The following is a 24,196-nucleotide window of genomic DNA, read 5'->3' as shown; positions in this document are numbered from 1 at the left end:
GACGTGCCGCCACGCACAGTGGCTAACAGTGATAAAGAGAAAATCCGACTCATGCAGACCACCACGGCCGAAAGCACCAACCCGGCATAGACCCCGACCGCTAACCCCAGACCCGACCACCCCGGCATAAACCCCGCCCACTAACACGAGAACCGACCACCCAACATCAACCACCATCCCCACCCCACCAAAACCCCCAAAACCCGTCCACCGGCGCGAGCGAAAAACTAACGGTTGAGGTCGCTCGCCAGCGCATCGAGCGTCGCCCCGCACGGTGCTTCGACCTTCAGTTGCAATAGCGCGTCGGCGCGCGTCTTTCCAAGATTGACCGCCGCTATCGGCTTGCCGGCACGCGCGGCCCACTCGCAAAAGCGAAATCCCGAATACACCATCAGCGACGAACCAAGCACGAGCATGGCATCGGCTTGCTCTAGCGCGGCAGCCGCCGCGTCCACGCGGGTCCGTGGCACCCCTTCGCCGAAAAACACGACGTCCGGCTTGAGCAAGCCGCCGCAGCGCGTGCAGCCCGGTACATGAAAAGCGGCGAAATCATAGCCTTCGAGCTGCGCATCGCCGTCCGCCACCGGCAACGCAGCCAAGCCGACGAAGCCCGGGTTATCGGCGATAAGTCGTGGCTGGAGCGCCGCCCGCGAAGTCTCGTCGCCGCATTCCATACACCGCACCCGGCCGATATTGCCGTGCAATTCGATCACGTCCGTATTGCCCGCGCTCGTGTGCAGTCCATCGACGTTCTGCGTGACAAGCCGTTCGAACAACCCCAGGCGCTCAAGCCGGGCAACCGCGAGATGCGCTGCATTCGGTGCGGCACCCGCGACCAATGGCCAGCCGATCATGCTGCGTGCCCAATAGCGCTTGCGCGCAAACTCCGAGTCCATGAAGTCTTTCAGCAAAATAGGCGCTCGACCGGTACGCTGCCCTTCAGTGTCCCGGTAGCAAGGTATTCCGGATTCCGTACTAATTCCAGCACCGGACAAAACGAACAGCCGCGGATGCCGTTCGACAAAATCGTAGAGTGGGTTCGAAAGCGTTCGAGACGCGTAGTCCGGCAGATTTTTCATCATCGGAATAGTAGCGGCAACACGCTTTTTCTGCTGGAGCGCGAATCGGTCCGGCGGGTTTGCACCAAAGCGATGATTCGGATCGTCGAAATACAGTCCAAAACCTGTAGACGAATGCCCACGCTCCTTCCGTACCTTGACATTCCGGCCGTCTGTTTCAACCATATCGAGTGGTTAGCAAAGCACTGACGTCATGAACCATCAAGCGCGCGCGAGCACCGACCTCCTTAACTCGACCTTCGCGGCGCTCGCCGATCCGACCCAGGGGCAATCCTTGCGTGGCGCGCCCGAGGAGAGGCATCGGTATCGATATCGGAACTTGCAGAGCCGTTCGACATAACGCCCGCCGTTGCGTCCAGGCATCTCCGGGTGCTTGAGCATGCCGGGCTGATCGTGCGCGATCGTGACGCGCAACGCCGCCCGTACCGGCTCGCCGCAGCGGCCTTTTTGCTCATCAACCGTAGCTGGACGGGGTCGCCAATTCCTTGCCGCAGCAGCATGCGCCACGATCCCGTTCGGCTAGCCAGCATCTTGAAAGATGCGAGCGAATGGTTCGCCCCATATCGGCGATTATGGAAAGCCAGCGAAGGCGGTAGGACACGATAAACCACCCTCCTCAACCGACCAAGCCCGCAACCAAACCCCTCACGACACCCGCGCCGCCGGCTTCACTGACCTCCTCACTGACTTCACCGGTTTCGGAAACAGCGGATAAGCAACCAGTGCACAGACAGCCGCAGCTATCCAGACAACGCCCCATGATCCGATCGCGAGCAAATGCGGAATGCACAGCGGCGTCAGGAACAAGCCGAGATAAACGACCGTGTTGACCATCCCGAGCGCCGTGCCCGCGCGACCCTTTCCGGCCAGCGTCGCGAGTTCCGTGTAGGCCACGCCGTGCCACGCGGACACGCAGATTCCGGCGAACGCGATCAGCACCATCAGCAACGCTTCCGGCAACCGGTGACCCGACCCCACCGCAGCGCCCAGCACCACGAACGACGCCACCGCGACCAGCGTCGATCCGCGCAAATACGCCCGCCGGTTGCCGCGTTTATCGGTGAAACGGCCGCTTGCAACGCGCATGATCATCGCGCCGAGCTGGACGGTGACCATCGTCGCGGTAATACCCGCTATGCCGACATGCCCGAAGTCATGCAAAAACACGGTGGCGAAAGTCACCACCGCGAACTGTGGAACGCACAAGATGCCGATGCCGGCCACGACACGCCAAATCATCCCGTCACGCAGCGGACCGACCGCGGGCACGGCCGGCATAGGCGAACTCGCATTCGAACCGGCATGCGCTCCGACAGCCACCTTCGGCGGCTCATGCAGCCAAAGCCAGGTGAGCACACCCGAGACCGCGCACATGGCCGCCAGCACGCCGTAGACCGGGCGGAATCCTCCAGTGGAGGCAAGCCAGGGCAGGATCAACGCGCCCAGGCCACCGCCAAGCGGCACGGCGGTCTGGCGAATGCTCATGGCCAGACCACGTTCGCCTTCCTGGAACCAGCTCATGACCGCACGCCCGCTGGATCCATTCACGCTCCCGCCGACCAGACCGACCAGGCACATCGACATCACCAGCCACAACAAACCCGGAACAGCCGCATGCGACGGCACGACAAACAGCATCATGGAGAGCAACGCGGCGGCGGTGGTGGCCAACCCGGTCAGCAAGATGGGGCGGTCGCCCCAGCGATCGGTCGCCACACCCCACGGCAATTCCGAGAGCGCGGCGCCCAGCCCCATGGCCCCAAGCGCCAACCCGAGCGCCGCGTTGCCGAGGTGATAATCGGCGCGCAGCCAGACGGCGGTCGTTGGAATGCCTGCAGCGGCAGCCGAAAAACTAACGTTCGCGGCCACGCCGACGCCTAGCACTTTCCATCGATGTGACGCGCCCAGTTCGCGCCGCACTGCTGCCGGCAAGGGGATTGCGCATTGAGTTTCCATGCTTTTCTCTCTTGAATGCTTTCGATGAACCCAGTGTCGCGGTTTATCATCATCCTGAATATCAAGTAATATCGAAACAATGATTCGATAAAACAGGACGATAAACCATGTCGCAAACCAATTTCGATGTCGCTTCACTGCGGACCTTCGTGGCCGGCATGGAGCTGGGAAGCTTCGCGAAGGCGGCGGACCGCGTCGGGCGCTCGACCTCGGCCGTCAGCGCGCAGATCAAGAAACTGGAGGAGCAGTCGGGCGCGCCGCTGTTCAAGAAAGCCGGGCGCAACCTGGCGCTGACCGAAGCGGGCGAAACCATGCTGCGGTTCGCGCGCAGGCTGGTCGATCTCAACGACGAAGCCGCTGCCGCCGTGCGCGGTCCCGACCTCGAAGGCTGGATCAGGCTCGGGCTGCAGGAGGATTTCGGCGAAGTCATGTTGCCCGACGTCCTGGGCCGGTTCTCGCGCGCGCATCCGAAAGTGCGGATCGAGGCACGGGTCGCGCGCAACACGGAGCTGCTCAGCCGGATCGATTCGAACGACCTCGACCTTGCCCTGATCTGGGACGACTCGGTTTCGTTAAGCCATGAACTTCCAGGCAGCGACCGGCACGAGATGATCGCCGAGCCTGCGATGTGCTGGATCGGTTCATCGACCTTGCCATGGAATCCTGATCCAGCAGAACCGCTGCCGCTGGTCGCGTTCGATCGCGCCTGCCTGTTTTTCAGCGCCGCCACCGAGGCGCTCGATCGCGCGAATATCCGTTGGCGGGTGGCGTTCACGAGTCCGAGTCTCTCCGGCCTGTGGGCCGCCGCGGCAGCAGGCCTTGGACTGACCGTGCGCACGCGCTATGGCTTGCCCGCTTCCGTCAGCGCGTTCGAAGGCCGGGATCTGGGATTGCCCGCGCTGCCGTCGGTGCCGTTGTCGCTCGTGCGCGCATCGGCCACGTCCACGCCGCCGGTGCAGCAACTCACGACGCTCATTCTTCAATCCGTACGCGGCGGGTCGGCATCGCTCGGCCGGATCGCAGCGTGAGGGACGCTTCGTTCACAGGATTCACAGGAAAAAGATAGTAAAGGTCATTCACGCATCGCCCAAACTCGACGGCCCGCTTTTTGCTGAAGGCTGAAGAACGATTGACGGGAGTGCGACATGGCCGGTTCCATGCAACAAGCAGCAAGATTCGACGATCTTCGAGAGGACCGCGGCACGCGCGTCAGCATTGCCGACACCGCCATCCTGCTGGTCCGGCAAGGCGCCCAGGTCCATGCGTTTTCAGCGGATTGCCCGCATGCCGGCGCGCCGCTCGAGCAGGGCGCGATATGCAATGGACGCATTGTTTGTCCATGGCATAAAGGGACGTTCGCGGTCGCCGACGGCAGCCTGATCGAGCCGCCGCCGCTAACCGGTTTGCAACGCTATCCGGTAGTCATTGAAAACGGCAACGTACTTGTTTCACCGCACGCGCAAACCGGGCCCGCGCACACGCCGGCCGCAGACACGCACACGATGGCCGTGATCGGCGCGGGTGCAGCGGGCGCGGCCGCCTGCGCCACGCTGCGCGAAGCCGGCTTCGATGGCCGCCTTGTGCTGATCGGACCCGAGCACGGCATGCCCTACGACCGCACGGCGCTCAGCAAGTTCGTGCTTGCAGGCGACATGCCGCCTGCGAAGATCCCCCCGCTTTTGCCCGACGATTTCCTTTCGACGCAACGCATTGAACGGGTTGAAGCGTACGTCGTGAAACTCGATGCCGGCACGAAGCAAATCCACCTGTCCAATAATCTCACCCTGGATTACGACGCCGCGCTGATCTGCACAGGGGGTATCCCCAAGCCGATGGATGTGCCCGGTTCAAACTTGCCCGGCGTTTTCCTGCTGCGGTCGCGAGACGATGCAGAGACGATTCTTGCCTCACTCGAAGGCGCGAGGAAAGCGCTGATCGTGGGGGCGAGTTTCATCGGGCTGGAGGTGGCTTCGTCGTTGAGAAAACGAGGGATGGACGTCACGGTCGCCGCGCCGGGAAAGGTGCCGCTGAGCTCGCAATTCGGCGATGAACTAGGCCGGATGTTTCAACGACTGCACGAGAAAAATGGCGTGGTCTTCCGCATGCAATCCAAAGTCACAGCGTTCCTGGGCGATGACATCGTAAGCGCAGCGGAATTCGATAGTGGCGAGAAATTGCCCGTGGACGTCATGATTATCGGCACCGGCGTGCGCCCCGCTACCGACTTCCTGCACGGCGTCGAGCTAGCGGATGACGGCGGCATTCCCGTGGATTCATCGATGCGTGCGGTGCCCGGCCTTTACGCCGCCGGTGACATCGCGCAATTCCCCCTGCCGCGCTCGGACAAAACGCTGCGCATAGAACACTGGCGCGTCGCCCAGCAACACGCACGTGTCGCTGCGCTGAACATGGCCGGCGGCGACGAGCATTACACGGGCGTGCCGTATTTCTGGACCTATCACTTCGGCAAGCGCCTCGAATATCTCGGCCATGCGAGCGAGCACGACGAAGTCGTGATCGATGGCGATCTCGATGCTCAGGCGTTCATCGTCTATCTGATGAAGGATGACCAAGTTGCGGCGGCGGTAGCATGCGACCGCGAAGCCCCTGCCGCGCGGCTGGCGGAAGCCATGCGCTCCACCTTGACGCTGGCGCAAGCGCGCAGTGCCGCTGCCGGTTGATGCAGTCATGGCGACCCGGCCCATAGGCATTCGTCCGGACCAGCAACCGGAGCATCTCGATCAATGCCGCCGCTGCGTGTTGTGGGAGGCGGCCACGCAAGCTGTTCCAGGTGCGGGTCCACGGCATGCGCCGCTGATGCTCGTGGGCGAACAACCCGGCGATCAGGAGGACCTGCAGGGCAAGCCGTTTGTCGGTCCCGCGGGTGCATTGCTGGATAGAGCGCTCGATGAAGCCGGCGTGGACCGTGGCCAGGTGTACGTGACCAACGCGGTCAAGCATTTCAAGTGGGAACCGCGTGGCAAGCGACGCTTGCACAAGACCCCGGCGCAACGCGAAGTGGAGGCGTGCCACTACTGGATCGAACGGGAGTTGGCGGAACACGATCCCAAGGTTGTCGTTGCGTTAGGTGCGACCGCGTTGAAGTCCGTACTGCAAAAATCGACCGTGAAATTGCAGGCGTCGATGGGGGAGGCGATCGAACACGAAGGGCGTCTGGTCATTGCGACCTTTCATCCATCGTATGCGCTTCGATCCCCCGATGCCGCGACGCGCGAGAGTGCGTATCGCGCGATCGTTGAGGCTTTCAAACACGCCCATCAGTTAATTCAGAAGCACCCTAAATAGCCCGGGAGGGAAGACATGGCGACCGCATCCAGCAGCAACGGCAAGCGCAAGACCACGCGTCAGAAACATGCGCGCGCAAAGCCAAAACCGAAGCAGCATTCAAGCCGTTCGAATCCCAAGCGCTGGTCCCGCCACGTGGTGGAAACGAGCGATGCAATGGACATTGAGCATGCAATTTTCAAGGAAGGCAGCGCCCAGGAGATCGCCGATTCGCTGAAGAAATCGTCCACGCGCAGCAACCGGCGCAAGGGCACGCCGTTCCAGTCCGCCATGTCGATGCTGAATTTCTACATCAATCGCGCCGGACGAAACTTGCCGAAATCGCGTCGAACCATCCTGGATAACGCCAAGAAACGCCTGCGTGAAGCGTTCGGGCGAAAACCATGATTGGGTGAAAACATCGGCGGAATACACCGGTGGAATGCGCCTTGCTACTGCACAAAACCACTGCGCTTCAGGCACTCTCAGGCGATGCGCATTGCCGGTCACCCAAGGAGGCGTCATGCCCGACAACATCGATCTCAATCCCCGAGACGAAACTCCGCCAGGCACGCCTGGATCGCAAAACTGATGCCAAAACGTGCCGCCCCGGCGAACGGATTGTTCGCCGCCGCCGAAGCCACGCTGATCGGCCTCTACGACGGCGGCGTGCTCTCTCCGGCGGTGCTACAACGCGTCATAGTCGGCTTTGCAAACAGCGCAATCGACTGGAACTCCCCGCCCCGGCTTCGTACTGTCGACAATAAGTCGCTGCACGAAGTGGTCGCCATGACCATGATGCCGGGACGAACCTTACGCAATGCATCGAAGGAATTTTTTGCGGTGATCCGGCATATTGGTAGTATCAATACTGGAACGCACGACGACCCCGGCGAACCTGAAGGCGAGCCCGACAGCGATCTGATCAACCAGTTATCAGGCGGTCGTCGCGGCAGGAGAGCGGCTAAAACTGCGCGCAAGACAGCACCGGCCGTTGGCTTCAACCCGCTCCTGCATGCAAGCTCCCCGCGTACAAACCGCCAGTCATAGCATTGCCTTTGATCCATGTCATGGTCGTGACTGACCGTGATTCTGCCGCACGCGGCACAATGCAGAATGCCTTGGTGCCCGCATGCCTTAGTCTTAGTAAGAGCGACCCGCAAGAGTGACCCGCCGAATCGAGTGACACCGCCTTCCAACCACCGGATACAACGGACACGATATGGATACACAGGCAACGCCCCGCTCCCTTCCCCTTTCCCCCGACGAATTGCGCAAGATCGACGCTTACTGGCGCGCCTGCAATTATCTGTCGGTAGGCATGATCTATTTACGCGCCAACCCGCTCTTGCGCGAACCGCTCAAGGCGGAGCACATCAAGCAGCGCTTGCTCGGACATTGGGGTTCGGACCCCGGTCAGTCGTTCACCTGGGTGCACCTGAACCGCCTGATCATGAAGGACGACCTGAACGTCATGTATGTCTCGGGGCCGGGGCATGGCGCACCTGCAACCTTGTCGAACTCGTATCTGGAAGGTTACTACTCCGAGGTTTATCCGGATCGCAGCGCCGACGAAACCGGCATGCTGCGCCTGTTCCGCGCTTTCTCGTCGCCCGGGGGCATTGGCTCGCATTGCACCCCTGAAACGCCGGGGTCAATACACGAAGGCGGCGAGCTGGGTTACAGCCTTTCGCACGGCTTCGGGGCCGCATTCGATAACCCCGACCTGATCGTCGCGGTGATGGTGGGTGACGGCGAAGCCGAGACCGGCCCGCTCGCCACCTCGTGGCATTCGAACAAGTTCCTGAACCCGGTGGTCGACGGCGCGGTGCTGCCCATCCTGCACTTGAACGGCTACAAGATCGCTAACCCGACTATCCTCGCGCGCATTCCGCAAGAAGAACTCGAAGCGCTGATGACCGGCTACGGATACAAACCGCACTTTGTCTCGGGCAACGACCCCGCCGTCATGCACCAACTGATGGCCGAGACGCTGGCGACTTGCATCGGCGAGATTCGTGCGATCCAGGCTCATGCGCGTTCGACCGGTGACACCACGCGTCCGCGCTGGCCGATGATCGTCTTGCGCTCGCCGAAAGGCTGGACGGGTCCGAAGGAAGTCGACGGCCACAAGGTCGAAGATTTCTGGCGCGCGCACCAGGTGCCGGTGCTCGATCCGGTGACCAACGCGAAGAGCCTCAAGATTGTGGAAGCGTGGATGCGCAGCTACAAACCTGAAGAACTCTTCGACGAAAACGGCACGCTGATTGAAGAACTTCGCGCAATTGCGCCGAAGGGCGACCGCCGCATCAGCGCGAATCCGCATGCGAACGGCGGCCGGCTCAGGCGCTCGCTGGACCTGCCCGACATCCGCGACTACGCGTTCAAGGTGAAAGGTCCAGCCAGCACGTACCAGTCGCCCACGTTCGTACTCGCGACCTGGCTGCGCGATGTGATCAAGCGCAACATGAGCACCTTCAAGCTGTTCGGTCCCGATGAAACCGCCAGCAACAAACTCGACGGCGTGTATGAAGCGTCGGGCAAGCGCTGGCTCGCCGAGATCAAGCCGGAAGACAGCGACGGCGGCGCGTTGTCGGTTGATGGCCGCGTGATGGAAATGCTCAGCGAGCACACGCTGGAAGGCTGGTTCGAAGGTTACGTGCTGACGGGCCGGCACGGGTTATTCGCGACCTACGAAGCATTCGTGCACGTGATTGATTCCATGTTCAACCAGCACGCCAAGTGGCTGGAAAAATCGAAGCTCGAACTTGACTGGCGGGCGCCGGTACCTTCGGTGAACCTGCTGATTACCTCGCTGGTATGGCGTCAGGATCACAATGGTTTCACGCACCAGGACCCGGGTTTCCTCGATGTCGTCACGAACAAGAGTCCAGAAGTCGTACGTATTTACCTGCCGCCCGACGCGAACTGCCTGTTAAGCGTAATGGATCATTGCCTGCGTTCGCGCGACTATATCAACGTGATTGTCGCGGACAAGCAACCGCACTTGCAGTACCTTGACATGGAAACTGCGCTTGCGCATTGCACCAAGGGTATCGGCATCTGGGACTGGGCATCGACGGACCAGAACAGCGAACCGGACGTGGTGATGGCCTGTGCCGGAGACATTGCCACCATGGAATCGCTCGCCGCCGTCGAGATCCTGAAGGAACATTTCCCCGACCTCAAGATCCGCTTCGTCAACGTGGTGGACCTGTTCCGGCTGATGCCCGACACCGATCATCCGCACGGTCTGTCCAGTCGCGATTTCGATTCCATTTTCTCGCGCGAAAAGCCGGTCATCTTCAACTTCCACTCGTATCCGTCGCTCGTTCACAAGCTCACGTATAACCGCACGAATCACGAGAACATGCATGTGCATGGTTATCGGGAGCGCGGCAACATCAATACGCCGTTCGAGTTGGCGATCATCAACCAGGTCGACCGCTTTTCGCTGTGTATCGACGTGATCGATCGCGTGCCGCGGCTTCGCGATACCGGCGCTCACACGAAGAACTGGCTCAAGGACCAGATCAACGCGAGCATTATTTACGCCCATGCGGAAGGTATTGACCGCGATGAAATCCGTAACTGGGTTTGGAAAGGCTGAGACCATGACCCTTGGAATCCTGGTGCTGAACAGCGGTTCGTCGTCGCTTAAATTCGGTGTGTATCTGCCCGGTAAAACATCGGACACCACGTCGAACGGCGACGACGAAATCCCGTGGCTGAGCGGCAGCGCGAAGGGCATCGGCCGCGATGACGGCTCGCTGACCATGCGTTCATCGGATGGCGCGATCGATGTCACGCAAAACCACGTGATGGAGTCGCAGCACGACGCGTTGCAGCGCGTGTCCGACGCGCTGCATGCGCATCTCGACCAGCCGCTGGCCGCAGTGGGACATCGGGTAGTGCATGGCGGTCCGCACCTGACCGACCATGCGCTCATCACGCCGGAGGTGAAACAGACCTTGCGCGATGCGGTGCAATTCGCGCCGTTGCATCTGCCGCAAGCGCTGGAGCTGCTGGAGCAGGCGCAGCAGATCTTCAACGACGTGCCGCATTTCGCCTGCCTCGACACCGCGTTCCACCGGACCATGCCCGCGCGTGCCACCCACCTGGCGCTGCCGAAACACTACGCTGGCGAAGGGGTCGTTCGATACGGCTTCCACGGCCTGTCGTACGAGTCGATCGTCGCAACGCTCGGCAATGACCTTCCCGCACGCCTCGTGGTCGCGCATCTGGGCAGCGGCGCAAGCCTGTGCGCCATCCGCGACGGCCGTTCAATCGATACGACCATGGGTCTCACGCCAACGGGCGGTATTCCCATGGCAACGCGCACCGGCGACCTTGACCCTGGCGTGCTGGTCTATCTGATGCGTACCGGTTCGCTAGATGCCGACGCGCTGGAACATCTGATCAATCACGAAAGCGGCCTCAAGGGTCTCTCCGATTCGAACGATGACATGCAGGCGCTTCTGCAACGCAGCGACGCCGACGCGGAACTGGCCATCGATATCTTCTGTACTGCTGTACGCAAAACCATCGGCGCGTATGCCGCGTTGATGGGGGGTCTTGACCGCGTGGTCTTCACCGGCGGGATTGGCGAGCACGCCGCGACCGTGCGTGAACGCATTTGCGACGGCCTCGAATTTCTCGATGTTCAGTTCGACGTGATCGAGACGCAGGAAGAGCGGCAGATTGCGCGTCATTGCCGTACGTTGCTCAGGCGGGCGATCAGGCAAGCGACCGGCTGAAAGCGACTCGTCAGGGTACGTCGATTGCTGCCGGGTTCGTCGATTCACACTCGATACCCCCGCCCGGAGCACTCGATGTCAGATCCCTGCCGCCACGGTTGCAACCCTTCGTCCTCGTCGTCATCGTCGTCACCCACGCCCAAGCTGAGCTGAGATGCCGCTCGCCGGGGTGGCATCTCAGGTGCACGTCAGCGACGGCGCACCGCTCAACTACTTCCTTCACGCGGCCGGGCCGGCTGCTGGACCGACGCTTCGGCTCGACTGGGTTTTCACTGCAATCTGCGTTGCGGTCTGCGTGATTGTCGGCGGCTTGCTGAGCGCTGCTATCCTGCGGCGGCGTCCGGAAGTCCCGCCGCGGCAACTCGCTCACGGGACGAGCGGGTTACGCTGGATCGTGATCGGCGTCGGTCTCTCCGTACCCGTGCTCATCGCCATGCTGGTCTATGCGCTGTTCACGCTCGATCAAGTTGCAACACCAGCCGACACTCCCGCGCTCACAATCACGGTGACCGCTTACGACTGGTGGTGGAAGGTCGCCTACGACGACGCGCCCACCGCCTCCGCGCGTTTCGTCACCGCCAACGAGATCCACATTCCCACCGGCGAACCGGTGCGGTTCAAGCTGAAAAGCGCCGACGTGATCCACACCTTCTGGGTACCGAGGCTCGCGGGCAAGACCCAGGCGATTCCAGGCCAGACCAACGAACAATGGCTTCAGGCCGATGCCCCCGGCGTGTATCGCGGGCAATGCTCGCAGTTTTGCGGCGCACAGCATGCACATATGGCGTTCGAAGTGGTGGCCGAGAGCCGCGCCAATTTCGCCGCATGGAGCGCGCAACAAGCGCGCGTGCCGGACATGCCGAACGATGCTGCAGTGACCGCGGGCAAAGCGCTATTCCTCGATAAATGCGCGGGTTGTCACGTGATCCGCGGCACGGATGCACAAGGCGCGCAGGCACCCGATCTGACCCATCTGAACTCGCGGCGGCTGATCGCGGCCGGCACGCTGTTGAACAACGCACAGAATCAGCTCGCGTGGATCACGGGTGCCCAGCGCATCAAGCCCGACTCGCTGATGCCTTCCATTGCGCTGAAACGCGACGAAGCGGCGAGTTTGTCCGCGTATCTCGCGACACTCAAATAGTCATCGAGGAGCGACGCTTCATGAGCAACCTGCCTGCCGATGCACGTGTTCCAGAGAGCGGCCGTGTGCCGCCCGGGAGCGCCAGGCAAAAGCGCCTCGCCGAGATCTGGGAAGCTCCGCCGGGCTGGCGAGGATGGTTATCGACGGTCGATCACAAGAGCATCGGCCTGCGGTACCTGGTCACCGCCTTTGTGTTCCTGCTGATGGGCGGCGTGGAAGCGTTGATCATGCGCGTGCAACTTGCACGCCCCAACGCCACCGTGCTCACGCCCGAGCAATACAGCCAGCTTTTCACCATGCACGGCGTGACGATGATCTTCCTCTACGCGCTGCCCGTGCTGTCCGGATTTTCCAACTATTTGTGGCCGCTGATTCTGGGTGCGCGCGACATGGCGTTCCCGCGCCTCAACGCGCTTTCCTACTGGTTGTTCCTGTTCGCGGGCATCTTTCTCTATTCGAGTTTTCCGTTTGGACAGGCGCCCAATGCCGGCTGGTTCAACTACGTGCCGCTCTCGGGGCTCGAATACAACACGGGGCCGAACATCGATATCTACGCACTCGGCATGGTCTTGCTCGGCGCGTCGACCACGGTGGGCTCGGCGAACTTCGTGGTCACGCTCATCCGCATGCGCGCGCCGGGCATGTCCATTGATCGTGTGCCGGTACTGGTATGGGGCACGCTCACGGCATCCGGCGGCAACCTGCTTGCGGTGCCCGCGGTGAGCCTTGCGTTCTTCCTGCTCTGGCTCGACCGCCAGTTCGGCACCCATTTCTTCGATGTCCTTAACGGCGGCCGGCCGCTGCTCTGGCAACACCTGTTCTGGATGTTCGCCCATCCGTGGGTCTACGCGGTCGTGCTGCCCGCCATGGGCATTGTTTCGGATGCGCTGCCGGTCTTTTGCCGCCGGCCGCTGGTCGGCTATACGCCGGTCGCCCTGTCGACGGTCGCTACCATGGTGATTGGTTTCATCGTGTGGATTCATCACATGTTCGCCACCGGCATTCCCGCGCTGGCGCTCGCGTTCTTTGGCTCTGCCAGCATGGTGATCTCGATCCCGAGCGCGGTCGCCACCTTCGCATGGATCGCGACAATCTGGACCGGACGTCCCGTGTTCAAGGTGCCATTCCTGTATTTCGCGGGCTTTGTGCTGCTGTTCGTGATTGGCGGGGTTTCAGGCGTGATGACGGCCGCCGTGCCGCTCGACTGGCAACTCAACGATACCTACTTCGTCGTCGCACACCTGCATTACGTGTTGCTCGGCATCAACGTGTTTCCGGTTATGGGCGGCGTGGTCTTCTGGTTTCCGAAATTCACCGGCCGCCTGATGAGCGAGCGCTTCGGCAAGCTGACATTCTGGGTCTCGTTCGTCGGCTTCAACCTCGGCTTCTTCCCGATGCATATAGCAGGCCTTCTCGGCATGCCGCGGCGCATCTACACGTATTCCGGCGACATGGGCTGGAACACGGTCAACATGATCACGTCGATAGGCTCGTTCGTGTTCGCGACCGGCGTGCTGATGTTTCTCGCGGACGTGCTATGGAGCTATAAACGCGGTCCCGTTGCCGGCGACAATCCGTGGGATGCTCCGACGCTCGAATGGTCCGTTTCGTCGCCGCCGCCGCCCTACAACTTCGCGACCATCCCGGTAGTGGAAAGCGGCCATCCACTGTGGGAAGAACGGCTCTTCGCAGACGACCCATCCCGGGCGCGGACCCAACTCGACGAAGGCCTGATCCTCGATCATGGCCGCGAGGCGCTGGCCACCCGCGCGCTCGACGGACGCCCCGACGCCATCCTCAAGATGCCCGGCGACTCGTACGCCCCCTTCCTGGTCGGCTTGTTCTCCACGCTGATCTTCGCCGCGATGCTGCTGCACGTGTGGTGGCTTGCGCTTCTGATGCTGGCAGGTTTCGCCGTTTCACTAACCGCATGGATGTGGCCCGAAGCGCCTTTGGGCCAACGTGAACCTCAGGGAGAAACGCTTGGCTGATGTCATCGACATGAAGCGCCCTCTGCCGGTTGGCGGCAAAGGACAAAGCGCGGGCGGCTGGTGGGGCATGTGGACGCTGATCGGGACCGAGGCCGCGCTGTTTGGTTACCTGATCTTCAGCTACCTGTACCTGTACTCGCAAGGCGGCGGCAAATGGCCGCCGGACGGATTGCCGAAGATGGGCCCGGCGCTTTTCAATACGGCCGTGCTGCTGACCAGCAGCGTGTTTGTCGTGTTGTCCGAGCGTGCGGTCAAGCGGGAGCGCCGCCGCATGGCGATGCTGTGGATGAGCGTGGCGATCGTGCTCGGGGTGCTGTTCGTCGGCGTGCAGCTCAATGAGTGGCACGACCATCCGTACGGACCCTCGGCGCATCTCTACGGCTCGCTCTATTTCACCATCACCGGCTTCCACATGCTGCATGTGGTGGCCGGGCTCGTGGTGCTGATCCTGCTGCTTGCCTGGACCGCGCTCGGGTTTTTCGACGATCGCCGCCATACCGTCCTGAGTATCGGCGGCATGTACTGGCATTTCGTGGATATCGTCTGGCTGTTTATTTTCACGACGCTTTATATCAGCCCCTACGTGCTCTAGGAGACACGCCGTGACGGCACGCCGCGAACGCATCCTGTATGCCCTGCAGCAGATCTACGCGCTGCTCGGTGCACCGCTCGCGTGGATCGTGCAGATCTGCGTATGCGAAGCGCTCGCGGCGCAGGCTTGTTACCCGGCGCAGGACCCGCTCGCGCATCCGGACCTGCACGCGTTGGGCGCTTACATTGGCGCAGTGAGCCTGGTGTGTCTTGCCGTGGCGCTGGGCGGCCTCACAGCCGCGTGGCGGGGTTGGCGGACCCTTCGCCAGGGAGCGGGCACTAACCCCGACCGCAGGGCCGGGAGATTCCTGTTTCACGTTGCCATCCTGTCCAGCCCGATGTTCGTTCTCGGACTGCTCGTGACCGCAATGGCCGCGTTGATCGTCTCGCCTTGCAAACCGTGGTGACGCCGATGAAACGTGCCACCGCCCTTCTCGCTTGCCTCGTTGCATTGACGGAACAAGCGCACGCACAGCCGACCGCTCAGACGGCTCAACCCGATCAAACGTTGATCGCACGCGGCGAATACCTGGCCCGAGCCGGCGATTGCGCCGGCTGCCATACCGCACCTCAAGGCGGCGCGCCGTTCGCGGGCGGGTTGGGCATGGCGTCGCCGTTCGGCACAATCGTCAGCAGCAACATCACGCCCGACAAGCAATACGGGATCGGCGAGTACACCTACGACGACTTCGCGCGGACGCTGCGCGAAGGGGTCGCGCGCGGCGGCAAGCATCTGTATCCAGCGATGCCGTACCCGTCGTTTTCGAAAATCGACGACAACGACATGCAAGCGCTATACGCCTACTTCATGCATGGCGTGCAAGCGGTCTCGAAGCCGCCGCCGCCCACTCGCCTGCCGTTTCCTTTTAACCAGCGCTGGGCGCTGGTGTTCTGGAACCTGACCTTCGCGCCGAACGAAGCGTATGCGCCGCATCCGGAACACGACGCCCAATGGAACCGCGGCGCTTATCTCGTGCAGTCGCTGGGACACTGCGGCGCATGCCACACGCCGCGTGGTCCCGCGTACGAGGAACGCGGTTATACGGAGTTGTCGGAACAGTATCTGACAGGCGGCGTGAACGATCACTGGTTCGCACCGAACCTGACGGGCGACAGCGGTTCAGGCCTCGGCCGCGTGCGCGAACAGGAGATCGCGGCGTTCCTCAAGTCAGGGCATGGGGGCGGACTGGTCACGTTCGGCAGCATGGTCCAGGTGGTGGAAGACAGCACCCAGTACATGAACGGCGACGATCTGAACGCGATCGCGCATTACCTGAAGAGCTTGCCGCCGCGGCGCGCATCGGGGGCTTACGTGCCACAGTCCCTCGCTGCACGGCAGACTACCGCCGCCACACGCACGGGCAACATCGAACGTCCTGGCGCCGGTATCTATCTGTCCTTCTGCGCGAAGTGCCATGGAGCAGAGGGAGAAGGCACGCCGCAAAAATATCCGAAGCTCGCGGGCAACCCCGCCGTATTGAGCGCCGATACCACCTCGCTAACGCGACTGATGGTCGAAGGCGGCAATTCTCCCGACACGAAACAAGGGCCGCCGCGCAAGAACATGCCGGCTTACTCGGACAACCTGACCAACACGGAAATGGCACAAGTGCTGACGTTCATCCGCACGACGTGGGGCAATAACGCGTCGCCCGTCACGACACGCGACGTAACGCAGTTGCGCGCCGACATTCACAAATAGCGCGCTTGAAGCAATCCACCTTACCCATCAGTCATCAGCCATGTTCATGCCTGCCGCCATGTGCGCCGCGCCAGAAGAACACCTGCTCGGCGGCGGCAATCAGCGCGTCAAGAGAAACCGGCTTGGTCAACGTCAAGTCGAAGCCCGCCCCGCGTGCACGCTGGTCGCCGGCGCCGGCCGTGTAGCCTGTCAGCGCAACGGCGGGCAATTGGGCCAAGCGGGGATTCGCCCGCACCTGGCCAATGAATTCGTAACCGTCCACGCCGGACATGCTGATGTCGCAGACCAGCAGGTCCACGTGGTTGCGTTCGAGCAGCGCGAGGGCGTCCTCGCTGTCGTGTGCGGTAGCGACCAGCGCACCTTCAAGTTCCAGCAAAGCCGCGAATGCGCTCGCGGTCTCGGAGTCGTCGTCGACGACCAGCATACGCACGCCCGCCAGCGATCCGCTGCGCGCGTCCGGCAGATGCTTGCCCACGGGACGGCCATCGACCAGGGGCAACCAGACGCTCATCCGCGTGCCGCGCCCCACCCCGTCGGAATGGGCGAGTACGCGTCCCGCATGCATCTCCACGAGTTGCCTGACCAGCGCGAGGCCAATGCCCATGCCTCCGCCGGTCTTGCGGCGGGCTTCGCTTCCCTGGGAGAACATCTCGAAGATATGCGGCAACAGCGATGCATCGATCCCCAGCCCGGTATCCGTTACGTCAATGCGCAACTCGTCCTCCTCGCACGTGAGGCGAACGCAAACCGAGCCGCCCCGCGGCGTAAACTTCAGCGCGTTGCTCAACAGGTTCCACACGATCTGGTCGAAGCGTACGGCGTCCACCTTGGTCCAGACCGGTTGATCCAGACCCTCGAACGACAGCGCAACGCCCCTTGATGCCGCGTCCGCCTCGATCGCATCGGCAATGGTCCGCAGCATGGCCGCGACGTCGCCCGTCGCCAGGTTCAGCGCCAGCTTGCCGGTACGCACGCGCGACAGGTCCAGCAAGTCGTCGATGATCTTCGCCTGACCCAGCACGGCCCGCTGGATCGCGTCCGCCGCGAGCTGGATGGCCGGTACGCCGCGCGCCTCGGGGATGCGCGGCAACATCTCCGCCTTCACGTGAATCAGGTTGAGCGGGTGCTTCAATTCATGCGACAGCACGGCCAGGAAATCGTCCTTGAGCCGGTTCGCCGCCTCCGCCTGCGCCCGCACCGCACGCTCCTCCGCGAGTTGCGACTGCCGCGCGTCTTCCTGTGTCTTGCGGTCCGTGAGATCCCTCACTATCTTCGCGTAGCCCGTGAATTTCGGATCGGACAATGGTGTCACCACGCCGCTGCAATACACCTTGCGGCCGCCCTTTGCGACATGCCAGCGATCGTCGTCAGCCCGCCCGTCGCGTTGCGCGGCCTCGCGTTCAAGCGCCGGCAGGCGCGCTTGCTGATCCGCCACCGTAAAGATCACGTCGATGTTCTGCCCGATCGCTTCCCCTGCCGTATAACCGAAAACGCGCTCTGCGCCGGCATTCCAGCTGACGATGCGGCCTTCGAGGTCCTGCACGAGGATCGCGAAGTCGTTCGTCGTCTGCGCCGCGAGTCTCAGGCGCTCTTCGCCCGCCCGCACGTCCGCTTCCGCGCGGCGGCGCGCCGTGGTTTCAACAAGACTGAGCACCGCGCCGTCAATCCGATCGTCCGCCGTCCGGTAGGGCAGCACACGCGCGAAGAACCAGCGGCCGTCGGAGGTGGCGACTTCGCGCTCGGTCAGGCGCAATGACTGGAACGTCGCACTCACGTCATCGGCCAGCTCGGGATAGACGAGCCGGTGCGTGATGTCGAACAACGAGCGCCCGACATCCGCGCCGATCAGGTTGAACACCGTGGCCGCGCTCGGCGTATAGCGTTTGATGCACATCGCGCGATCGACGAAGATAGTGGCAATGTCCGTAGAGGTAATCAGGTTCTGCAGGTCGTCATTGGCCTTGCCGGTTTCCTCTATCTTCGCCTGCAGTTCCGCGTTGACCGTGATGAGTTCCTCGTTCACCGACTGCAACTCTTCCTTGCTGGTTTCGAGTTCCTCCGTCGCCGATCTCAACTCCTCGTTGATCGCCTGCAATTCCTCATTCGACGCCTTCAGCTCTTCCGTCGACGTCTCGTACTGCTCTATCGTGGTCTGCAGTTGCTCCTTGCTCGACTGCAGCTCTTGTTCGAGTTGCTGCATCACGGTGTCATTACCCGTCTGATGCTCCACGACCACCTTGCTTTCCGTCATCGCTTCCTGGACCTCGTCGAACAGCACGAGGAGGAAATCGGCGTCGGTGGCGGCGTCATGGAACGGGCGGACGGTCATGTTGACGTATGAAGGGTGACCGTCGCGCTGCAGCTTGACGCGCCGGGCCTCCACGCTATTGCCCGTCTGCGCGGCCTGGAACAGCGCGGTACGCAGGTCGAGCCGCAGTTCGGGCAGCACGACGGCAATCATGTTGCTTGAGGGTTCGCCTCCGACATACCGCAGGAAACGTCCCGCGTTGTCCGACATATGCACGATCTTCGAGTCGCGGTTCACAATCACGCTAGGCGCCGCGTATTGCTCGAGCACACGCTGGTGTAACGCACTGAACGAGAAATTGCGGCGCCCCGGGAGTAGCGCGGACCCCGCCTCTTCGTCGCGCGCGTAACGCCCTTGCATCAATAGCAAGGGGGACCCCATCGACGGTCGGTTCGACGGCTTTACCGCTTTCGCCCGGTAGATCCGGTTCTTCTTGTCGACCACACTGAACAGGTCTTCCACCGAGTCCGCCGACTCCGAGCTGCCCAGGAACAGATACCCGTTGGGGCACAACGCGTAGTGGAACATCTCCAGCACCTGGTTCTGCACGCCGCGGTCGAGATAGATCAGGAGATTGCGGCAGGAAACCAGGTCTAGCCGCGAAAACGGCGGATCGCGCAGTACGTTGTGCATCGCGAACAGTATTTTCTCGCGTACGCTTTTCACCACCTCGTAGCGCGAATCGGTCTTGACAAAAAATTGCCGCAGCATAGAGGGGCGGACGTCGGTCATGATCGACTCGGGATACAGTCCGGCCCGTGCGCGCGCAACCGCGCTTTCGTCAATGTCCGTGGCGAACACCTGGATACTGGCTGAGGAATGCAACGCATCGCGTTGCTCGGACAAGAGCATTGCAAGCGAATACGCTTCCTCGCCCGACGAGCATCCCGCGACCCACGCGCGAACCTGGTCGCCTTCGGCCCTGTTGTGAAACAAGGCCGGCAGCACGCCGCGCTCGAGCGACTCGAACGCTTCCCTGTCGCGGAAAAAACCGGTCACGCCAATCAGCATGTCCTTGAGCAAGGCCGCGGTTTCGCGTGGGTTTTCCCGCAACAGGTCGCGGTAGGCAATGAGGTCCGGCACGCCGTTGACCTGCAGGCGCCGCTCGATCCGGCGCAGCATGGTCGCCCGCTTGTAGAAACGGAAGTCGTGGCCGGTGCGGGTGCGCAACGTCGCCAAAATGGCCTGCAACGCAAGTTCGGCCTCACTCTGGCGGCCGGCCCGGTCGGCCGGACCAGGCGTTGCCGGTTCCAGTTCGGGCAGGGCGATGCGCTTGGCGTTGTTCCATATGTCGAGCAGCCGTTGCGGCATCTCAACTACAGGCAGCACAAGGTCGACCTGGTCTGTCAGGATCGCGTTCTGCGGCATCTCCGCGTATTCGGCATCGTTCGGCTCCTGCGCGAGCGTCACGCCCCCCTTTTCCTTCACGCTGGCAATGCCGACCGCACCGTCGCTGCCCGTGCCGGACATCACGATGCACATCGCGCGCTGGCCATGCGCATCGGCCAGACTCCGGAAAAACCGGTCGATAGAGACCGGCCGCCCCGCCGTGGGCTCGGCATTGCGCGCGTTCAGGTAACCGTCCGCCATCGTCAGGTTCTTGCCCGGTGCGATGACATAGACATTGTTCGCTTCTATCTGCGTCGGCCCGTTGACCTGCGACACGCGCATGCGGGTCACGTTCTGCAGCACCTTGTCCGCACTGCTGACATGCTTCGCCGACAAGTGCAGGACCACGACAAACGCCATGCCCATGTCGGCTGGCGCGTTCTCGAAGAAGCGCAGCAGCGCCTGGACGCCCCCTGCGGAAGCACCGATCCCGACAACAGGGAAACCCAGCGAACTCGGGCTATGAGCCTCGCCCGGTGCGTCCTCTCCCGCCGGCGGCACCGTTGATGTTGTAGTTTCGCTCACTCCAGGGGCCTCGGTTCGGGGTGCTTTGACAGATTAAAGATACCACTCCGCGTCCGAACGAACGCGCTTTACAGCGGCCGGGCGAAGCGTCACGCGGTACCCACGCGCTCGTGCTGCGCCGGGAGATTCGATCATGGGTTTTTATCTGCGGGAATACAGGCGGCGCTCATTATATTCACGCGGCATTTCTTCGGGACATGCGAGTCCGTAATTTAATTGTGTACGTTGCATGCCTGCCGTCGCAGCGGCGTGAGCATTACCTTCACCCGTTCCAGGCTGCGGCCACCGGCGTTCCACGCGATGTTTCCGGTTGATCGCATCGTGATAATATTCACTGTATATCCATACAGTGAATATGCCCGACCAGCCCGCCTACACCATCGCGGTACGCGCGTTGTGCGAGTTCACCGCCAAGCGCGGCGACCTCGACCTGCGCTTCACGCCTTCGCCCACCGCGCAACAGGGCATGGCCGGGCATAGGCTCGTCACCGCCCGTCGCGGCGAGCGTTACCAATCCGAGTTAAGCCTCTCCGATACCTTCGGTCCCCTGCTCGTACGCGGACGCGCAGACGGTTACGACCCGGGCCTGAACCAGCTGGAAGAGATCAAGACGTACCGCGGCAAGCTCAGCGCGATCCCTGACAACCATCGGCATCTGCACTGGGCGCAAGCGCGCATCTACGGCTGGCTGTGCTGCAAAACGCTAAACCTGCAGGAGATCCGCATTGCCCTCGTCTACTTCAATATTGCCAGCGAGAAGGAGACCGTCTTCACCGAACTGCAATCCGCCGACGCACTCTGCGACCACTTTCGCGAGCACTGCGCGCGTTTTCTGGATTGGGCGCAACAGGAACTCGAACATCGCGCCAAACTGGACGGCGCGCTGGCAGAAATGGTTTTCCCTTATCCATCGATGCATCCGGGACAACGGGAACTGGCGGCGGCAATCTACCGTTGCGCGCTGCACGGACGCAGTCTGTTGGCGCAAGCGCCAACCGGTATAGGCAAGACGCTGGGCAGCGTGTTTGCGCTGTTGAAAGCATGGCCTGCTGCACAGATCGACAAGATATTTTTTCTCACCGCGAAGAGTTCAGGCCGCCAGCTTGCTCTCGATGCACTCACCACGCTTGGCCGAGGCACACCGCTGCGCGTGCTCGAACTGGTCGCGCGGGACAAAGCTTGCGAGCACCCCGACCGAGCCTGCCACGGCGAATCCTGCCCGCTCGCGCGCGGCTTTTATGACCGCTTGCCCGCCGCACGACAGGCCGCGCTCAAGGCGGCGCAACTCGACCGCCAGGGGTTGCGCGAGGTTGCCCTTGAGCACAACGTCTGTCCGTACTATCTGAGCCACGAACTGGCGCAATGGAGCGACATCATTGTCGGTGACTACAACTATTACTTCGATACCCACGCCATGCTGTATTCCCTCGCGGTGTCGAAGGAATGGCGCATCGGCGTCCTGGTGGACGAAGCGCACAACCTGGTTGAACGCGCCCGCGCCATGTATTCGGCGACGCTGGATGAAGCGCGTTTTCGCAACGTGCGCCGCACCGCGCCGCCCCCGCTGAAGCGCGCGCTCGACAGGATCGCCCAGGAATGGAAAATCATGTCGAGCGAGCAGGCAGCCGATTACGACGTGCACGCCGACCTGCCCGGACCCTTCATTGAAGCGCTGGAAAACATGATCGCGGTAGTGGGGGAATTGACGGAGTTGGTGGGCGCGCAACCCGCGGGGCTCGATCGCCTCGATCCCGACATGCTGCGCTTTTACTTCGATGCCATCCATTTCGTGCGAATTGCCGAGCGCTTCGACACCCACTCTCTCTTCGATACCACCCTGTCCCCGCGCTCTTCCACGCGGCGCAACACCGTTCTGTGCCTGCGCAACCGCGTGCCGGGGCCGCATCTGAAATCGCGTTTTTCCCGCGCTCATTCGGTCGCGCTGTTCTCAGCAACGCTCACGCCCATGCATTTCCATGGCGACATGCTGGGTCTTCCCGAAACCTGCCTGCAAGTAAATGTGGAATCGCCCTTTCACGCGGACCAGTTGCAGGTGCGGGTCATAGCGAATGTTTCCACGCGGTTTCATGATCGAAAGCAGTCCGTACCATTCCTCGTCGATCTCATCGCAACTCAATACCGGCGCACGCCCGGCAACTACCTGAGTTTCTTCAGCAGCTTCGACTATCTCGATCAGGTCGCCGGCGCGCTGCTTCGCGAGCACCCGGACATTCCGGTGTGGACGCAAATGCGTTCAATGAGCGAAGCGGACCAGCAGGCTTTTCTCGCGCGTTTCACACCAACAGGCCGTGGTGTCGGCTTCGCCGTGCTCGGCGGAACGTTCGGCGAGGGTATCGACCTGACCGGCACACGGTTGATTGGCGCGTTCATCGCGACGCTTGGACTGCCGCAACTCAATCCGGTCAACCAGCAAATGAGAGTGCACATGGACGAGGAGTTCGGCGCCGGGTACGACTACACCTATCTGTTTCCCGGGCTGCAGAAAGTGGTACAGGCTGCAGGGCGCGTGATTCGAGGACAGACCGATGAAGGGGTGCTGTATCTCATCGACGACCGTTTTGCCCGCGCCGACGTGCGCCGCCTGCTGCCTTCGTGGTGGCGAGTGGAAATCGTCCGGCACTCCACGGAGGCGCGTCGCCCGACAGTTTGCTAACATGGCCCAAGCCGCTGACCGGCGTGGCCGGCGCCGTTGCCGGCGGGCCGTGCAAGGCATTATTGGAGTTGGAGCGCGCCTCGTGACCCTCATTGTGTACGTCAATACCGCCGGCAATCAGGACGGCCGCGACAACGACCTGTTCCAGATCGACGAAGCCGGTTTCCTGGTCGACATGGGGTACGTGCTCGTCGATCACTGCAGTCATGCCGTGATCGCCACCTCGCGCCCCGCCCTCCAGCGAGCCATCCGCCGCGTCAAGCCCGGCGACACGCTGGTGGTCACGCGCCTCGGATACCTGGGAAGCAGCATCAGCGACGCCGTGTCGACACTCACCACGCTGGCGGCAAAAGGGGCGCACGCCATCTGCCTCGACGTAGGCAAAGCCGATCTTTGCGCGAGCGGCGAAGGCTCACCAATCCGAGTGCTCCAGCTTGCCGCCGAACTGGAGCGCGATGCCAAACGCGCCCGCGCACTCGACGCGGCCGCGATCGCCAAGAAGGACGGCATGCATCAGGGACGTCCCGCCTCGTTGTCCGATTCACAGCGGCAACAAGCGCTGAAGGCGCTTGCCGCAGGCAGCACCGTGACGGCAATCGCACGGGTGCTCAGCACGTCGCGGCAGACGATCATCCGCCTGCGCGACGCGGCATCGCGCGATTCCGCCGCAGTGGAATCACCGTCAGTGGAGCACTAGGAGCGCGCGAGCGGGAAGGCGTCAGTATTTTCATCAGAGGATTGTGCAGATCACTAATATGAACGCAACATCCGGAGTGTTTTGAAACCCGAGGCAGC

Annotated in this window: 19 protein-coding genes; 16 read left to right on the top strand and 3 right to left on the bottom strand. The window is 62.3% G+C overall.

Annotated features, from left to right (window positions below; genetic code table 11):
* Nucleotides 1-227: 227 nt before the first annotated feature.
* Nucleotides 228-1,082, bottom strand: a complete 855-nt coding sequence (locus HB376_RS37845) for an NAD-dependent protein deacetylase (RefSeq protein ID WP_213768804.1) — start codon at nucleotides 1,080-1,082, stop codon at nucleotides 228-230.
* 190 nt (nucleotides 1,083-1,272) lie between these two features.
* Between HB376_RS37845 and HB376_RS41550 the strand changes: the two genes are divergently transcribed.
* Nucleotides 1,273-1,419 carry a hypothetical protein gene (locus HB376_RS41550; protein WP_255631811.1) on the top strand — a complete coding sequence of 49 codons (147 nt, stop codon included), beginning with the start codon at nucleotides 1,273-1,275 and terminating at the stop codon, nucleotides 1,417-1,419.
* A complete protein-coding gene (locus HB376_RS41545; RefSeq protein ID WP_346730660.1) occupies nucleotides 1,350-1,685 on the top strand; it encodes a helix-turn-helix domain-containing protein in 336 nt (111 codons plus the stop codon). Before HB376_RS41550 ends, HB376_RS41545 begins: the two co-directional genes overlap by 70 nt.
* Before the next feature lie 39 nt (nucleotides 1,686-1,724).
* On the opposite strand, the gene HB376_RS37835 is transcribed toward HB376_RS41545, so the two are convergent.
* Nucleotides 1,725-3,035, bottom strand: a complete 1,311-nt coding sequence (locus HB376_RS37835) for an MFS transporter (protein ID WP_213768800.1) — start codon at nucleotides 3,033-3,035, stop codon at nucleotides 1,725-1,727.
* 107 nt (nucleotides 3,036-3,142) lie between these two features.
* Here HB376_RS37835 and HB376_RS37830 point away from each other — a divergent pair, with 107 nt between their 5' ends.
* From HB376_RS37830 to HB376_RS37775, 12 genes are all read left to right on the top strand, one after another.
* A complete protein-coding gene (locus tag HB376_RS37830) occupies nucleotides 3,143-4,063 on the top strand; it encodes a LysR substrate-binding domain-containing protein (RefSeq protein WP_213768799.1) in 921 nt (306 codons plus the stop codon).
* A gap of 117 nt (nucleotides 4,064-4,180) precedes the next feature.
* A complete protein-coding gene (locus HB376_RS37825) occupies nucleotides 4,181-5,716 on the top strand; it encodes an FAD-dependent oxidoreductase (protein ID WP_213768798.1) in 1,536 nt (511 codons plus the stop codon).
* 7 nt (nucleotides 5,717-5,723) lie between these two features.
* Nucleotides 5,724-6,341, top strand: a complete 618-nt coding sequence (locus HB376_RS37820) for a UdgX family uracil-DNA binding protein (RefSeq protein ID WP_213768797.1) — start codon at nucleotides 5,724-5,726, stop codon at nucleotides 6,339-6,341.
* A 15-nt stretch (nucleotides 6,342-6,356) separates the two neighbouring features.
* Entirely contained in the window at nucleotides 6,357-6,728 is a 372-nt protein-coding gene (locus HB376_RS37815; RefSeq protein ID WP_213768796.1) for a DUF3175 domain-containing protein, read from the top strand.
* Nucleotides 6,729-6,911: 183 nt separating this feature from the next.
* On the top strand, nucleotides 6,912-7,370 hold the full coding sequence (locus tag HB376_RS37810) for a hypothetical protein (protein ID WP_213768795.1): 459 nt from the start codon (nucleotides 6,912-6,914) through the stop codon (nucleotides 7,368-7,370).
* 172 nt (nucleotides 7,371-7,542) lie between these two features.
* Entirely contained in the window at nucleotides 7,543-9,930 is a 2,388-nt protein-coding gene (locus tag HB376_RS37805; RefSeq protein WP_213768794.1) for a phosphoketolase family protein, read from the top strand.
* 4 nt (nucleotides 9,931-9,934) lie between these two features.
* The gene (locus tag HB376_RS37800; RefSeq protein WP_213768793.1) at nucleotides 9,935-11,077 is read left to right on the top strand and encodes an acetate/propionate family kinase; all 1,143 of its coding nucleotides are present in this window, start codon (nucleotides 9,935-9,937) and stop codon (nucleotides 11,075-11,077) included.
* Nucleotides 11,078-11,231: 154 nt separating this feature from the next.
* Nucleotides 11,232-12,221, top strand: a complete 990-nt coding sequence (gene coxB, locus HB376_RS37795) for a cytochrome c oxidase subunit II (RefSeq protein WP_213768792.1) — start codon at nucleotides 11,232-11,234, stop codon at nucleotides 12,219-12,221.
* Between the two features lie 20 nt (nucleotides 12,222-12,241).
* A complete protein-coding gene (ctaD, locus tag HB376_RS37790; protein WP_213768791.1) occupies nucleotides 12,242-14,212 on the top strand; it encodes a cytochrome c oxidase subunit I in 1,971 nt (656 codons plus the stop codon).
* A 10-nt stretch (nucleotides 14,213-14,222) separates the two neighbouring features.
* Nucleotides 14,223-14,804 carry a cytochrome c oxidase subunit 3 gene (locus tag HB376_RS37785; RefSeq protein WP_213768803.1) on the top strand — a complete coding sequence of 194 codons (582 nt, stop codon included), beginning with the start codon at nucleotides 14,223-14,225 and terminating at the stop codon, nucleotides 14,802-14,804.
* Nucleotides 14,805-14,814: 10 nt separating this feature from the next.
* Nucleotides 14,815-15,210: a hypothetical protein gene (locus HB376_RS37780; protein WP_213768790.1), complete on the top strand. Its 396-nt coding sequence runs from the start codon at nucleotides 14,815-14,817 to the stop codon at nucleotides 15,208-15,210.
* A gap of 5 nt (nucleotides 15,211-15,215) precedes the next feature.
* Nucleotides 15,216-16,505: a cytochrome c gene (locus HB376_RS37775; RefSeq protein ID WP_213768789.1), complete on the top strand. Its 1,290-nt coding sequence runs from the start codon at nucleotides 15,216-15,218 to the stop codon at nucleotides 16,503-16,505.
* A gap of 34 nt (nucleotides 16,506-16,539) precedes the next feature.
* On the opposite strand, the gene HB376_RS37770 is transcribed toward HB376_RS37775, so the two are convergent.
* Nucleotides 16,540-20,703 carry a CheR family methyltransferase gene (locus HB376_RS37770; protein WP_213768802.1) on the bottom strand — a complete coding sequence of 1,388 codons (4,164 nt, stop codon included), beginning with the start codon at nucleotides 20,701-20,703 and terminating at the stop codon, nucleotides 16,540-16,542.
* A 379-nt stretch (nucleotides 20,704-21,082) separates the two neighbouring features.
* Between HB376_RS37770 and HB376_RS37765 the strand changes: the two genes are divergently transcribed.
* Together HB376_RS37765 and HB376_RS37760 are read left to right on the top strand one after the other, a co-directional pair.
* The gene (locus HB376_RS37765; RefSeq protein ID WP_213768788.1) at nucleotides 21,083-23,401 is read left to right on the top strand and encodes an ATP-dependent DNA helicase; all 2,319 of its coding nucleotides are present in this window, start codon (nucleotides 21,083-21,085) and stop codon (nucleotides 23,399-23,401) included.
* Nucleotides 23,402-23,483: 82 nt separating this feature from the next.
* Complete coding sequence (locus HB376_RS37760) at nucleotides 23,484-24,098, top strand: recombinase family protein (RefSeq protein WP_346730659.1); 615 nt, start codon at nucleotides 23,484-23,486, stop codon at nucleotides 24,096-24,098.
* Nucleotides 24,099-24,196 lie beyond the last annotated feature (98 nt).

The organism is Caballeronia sp. dw_19 (genome assembly GCF_018449515.1).
In the GTDB taxonomy this organism is placed as follows: domain Bacteria; phylum Pseudomonadota; class Gammaproteobacteria; order Burkholderiales; family Burkholderiaceae; genus Caballeronia.
This window is presented reverse-complemented; position numbering and strand designations above follow the sequence as displayed.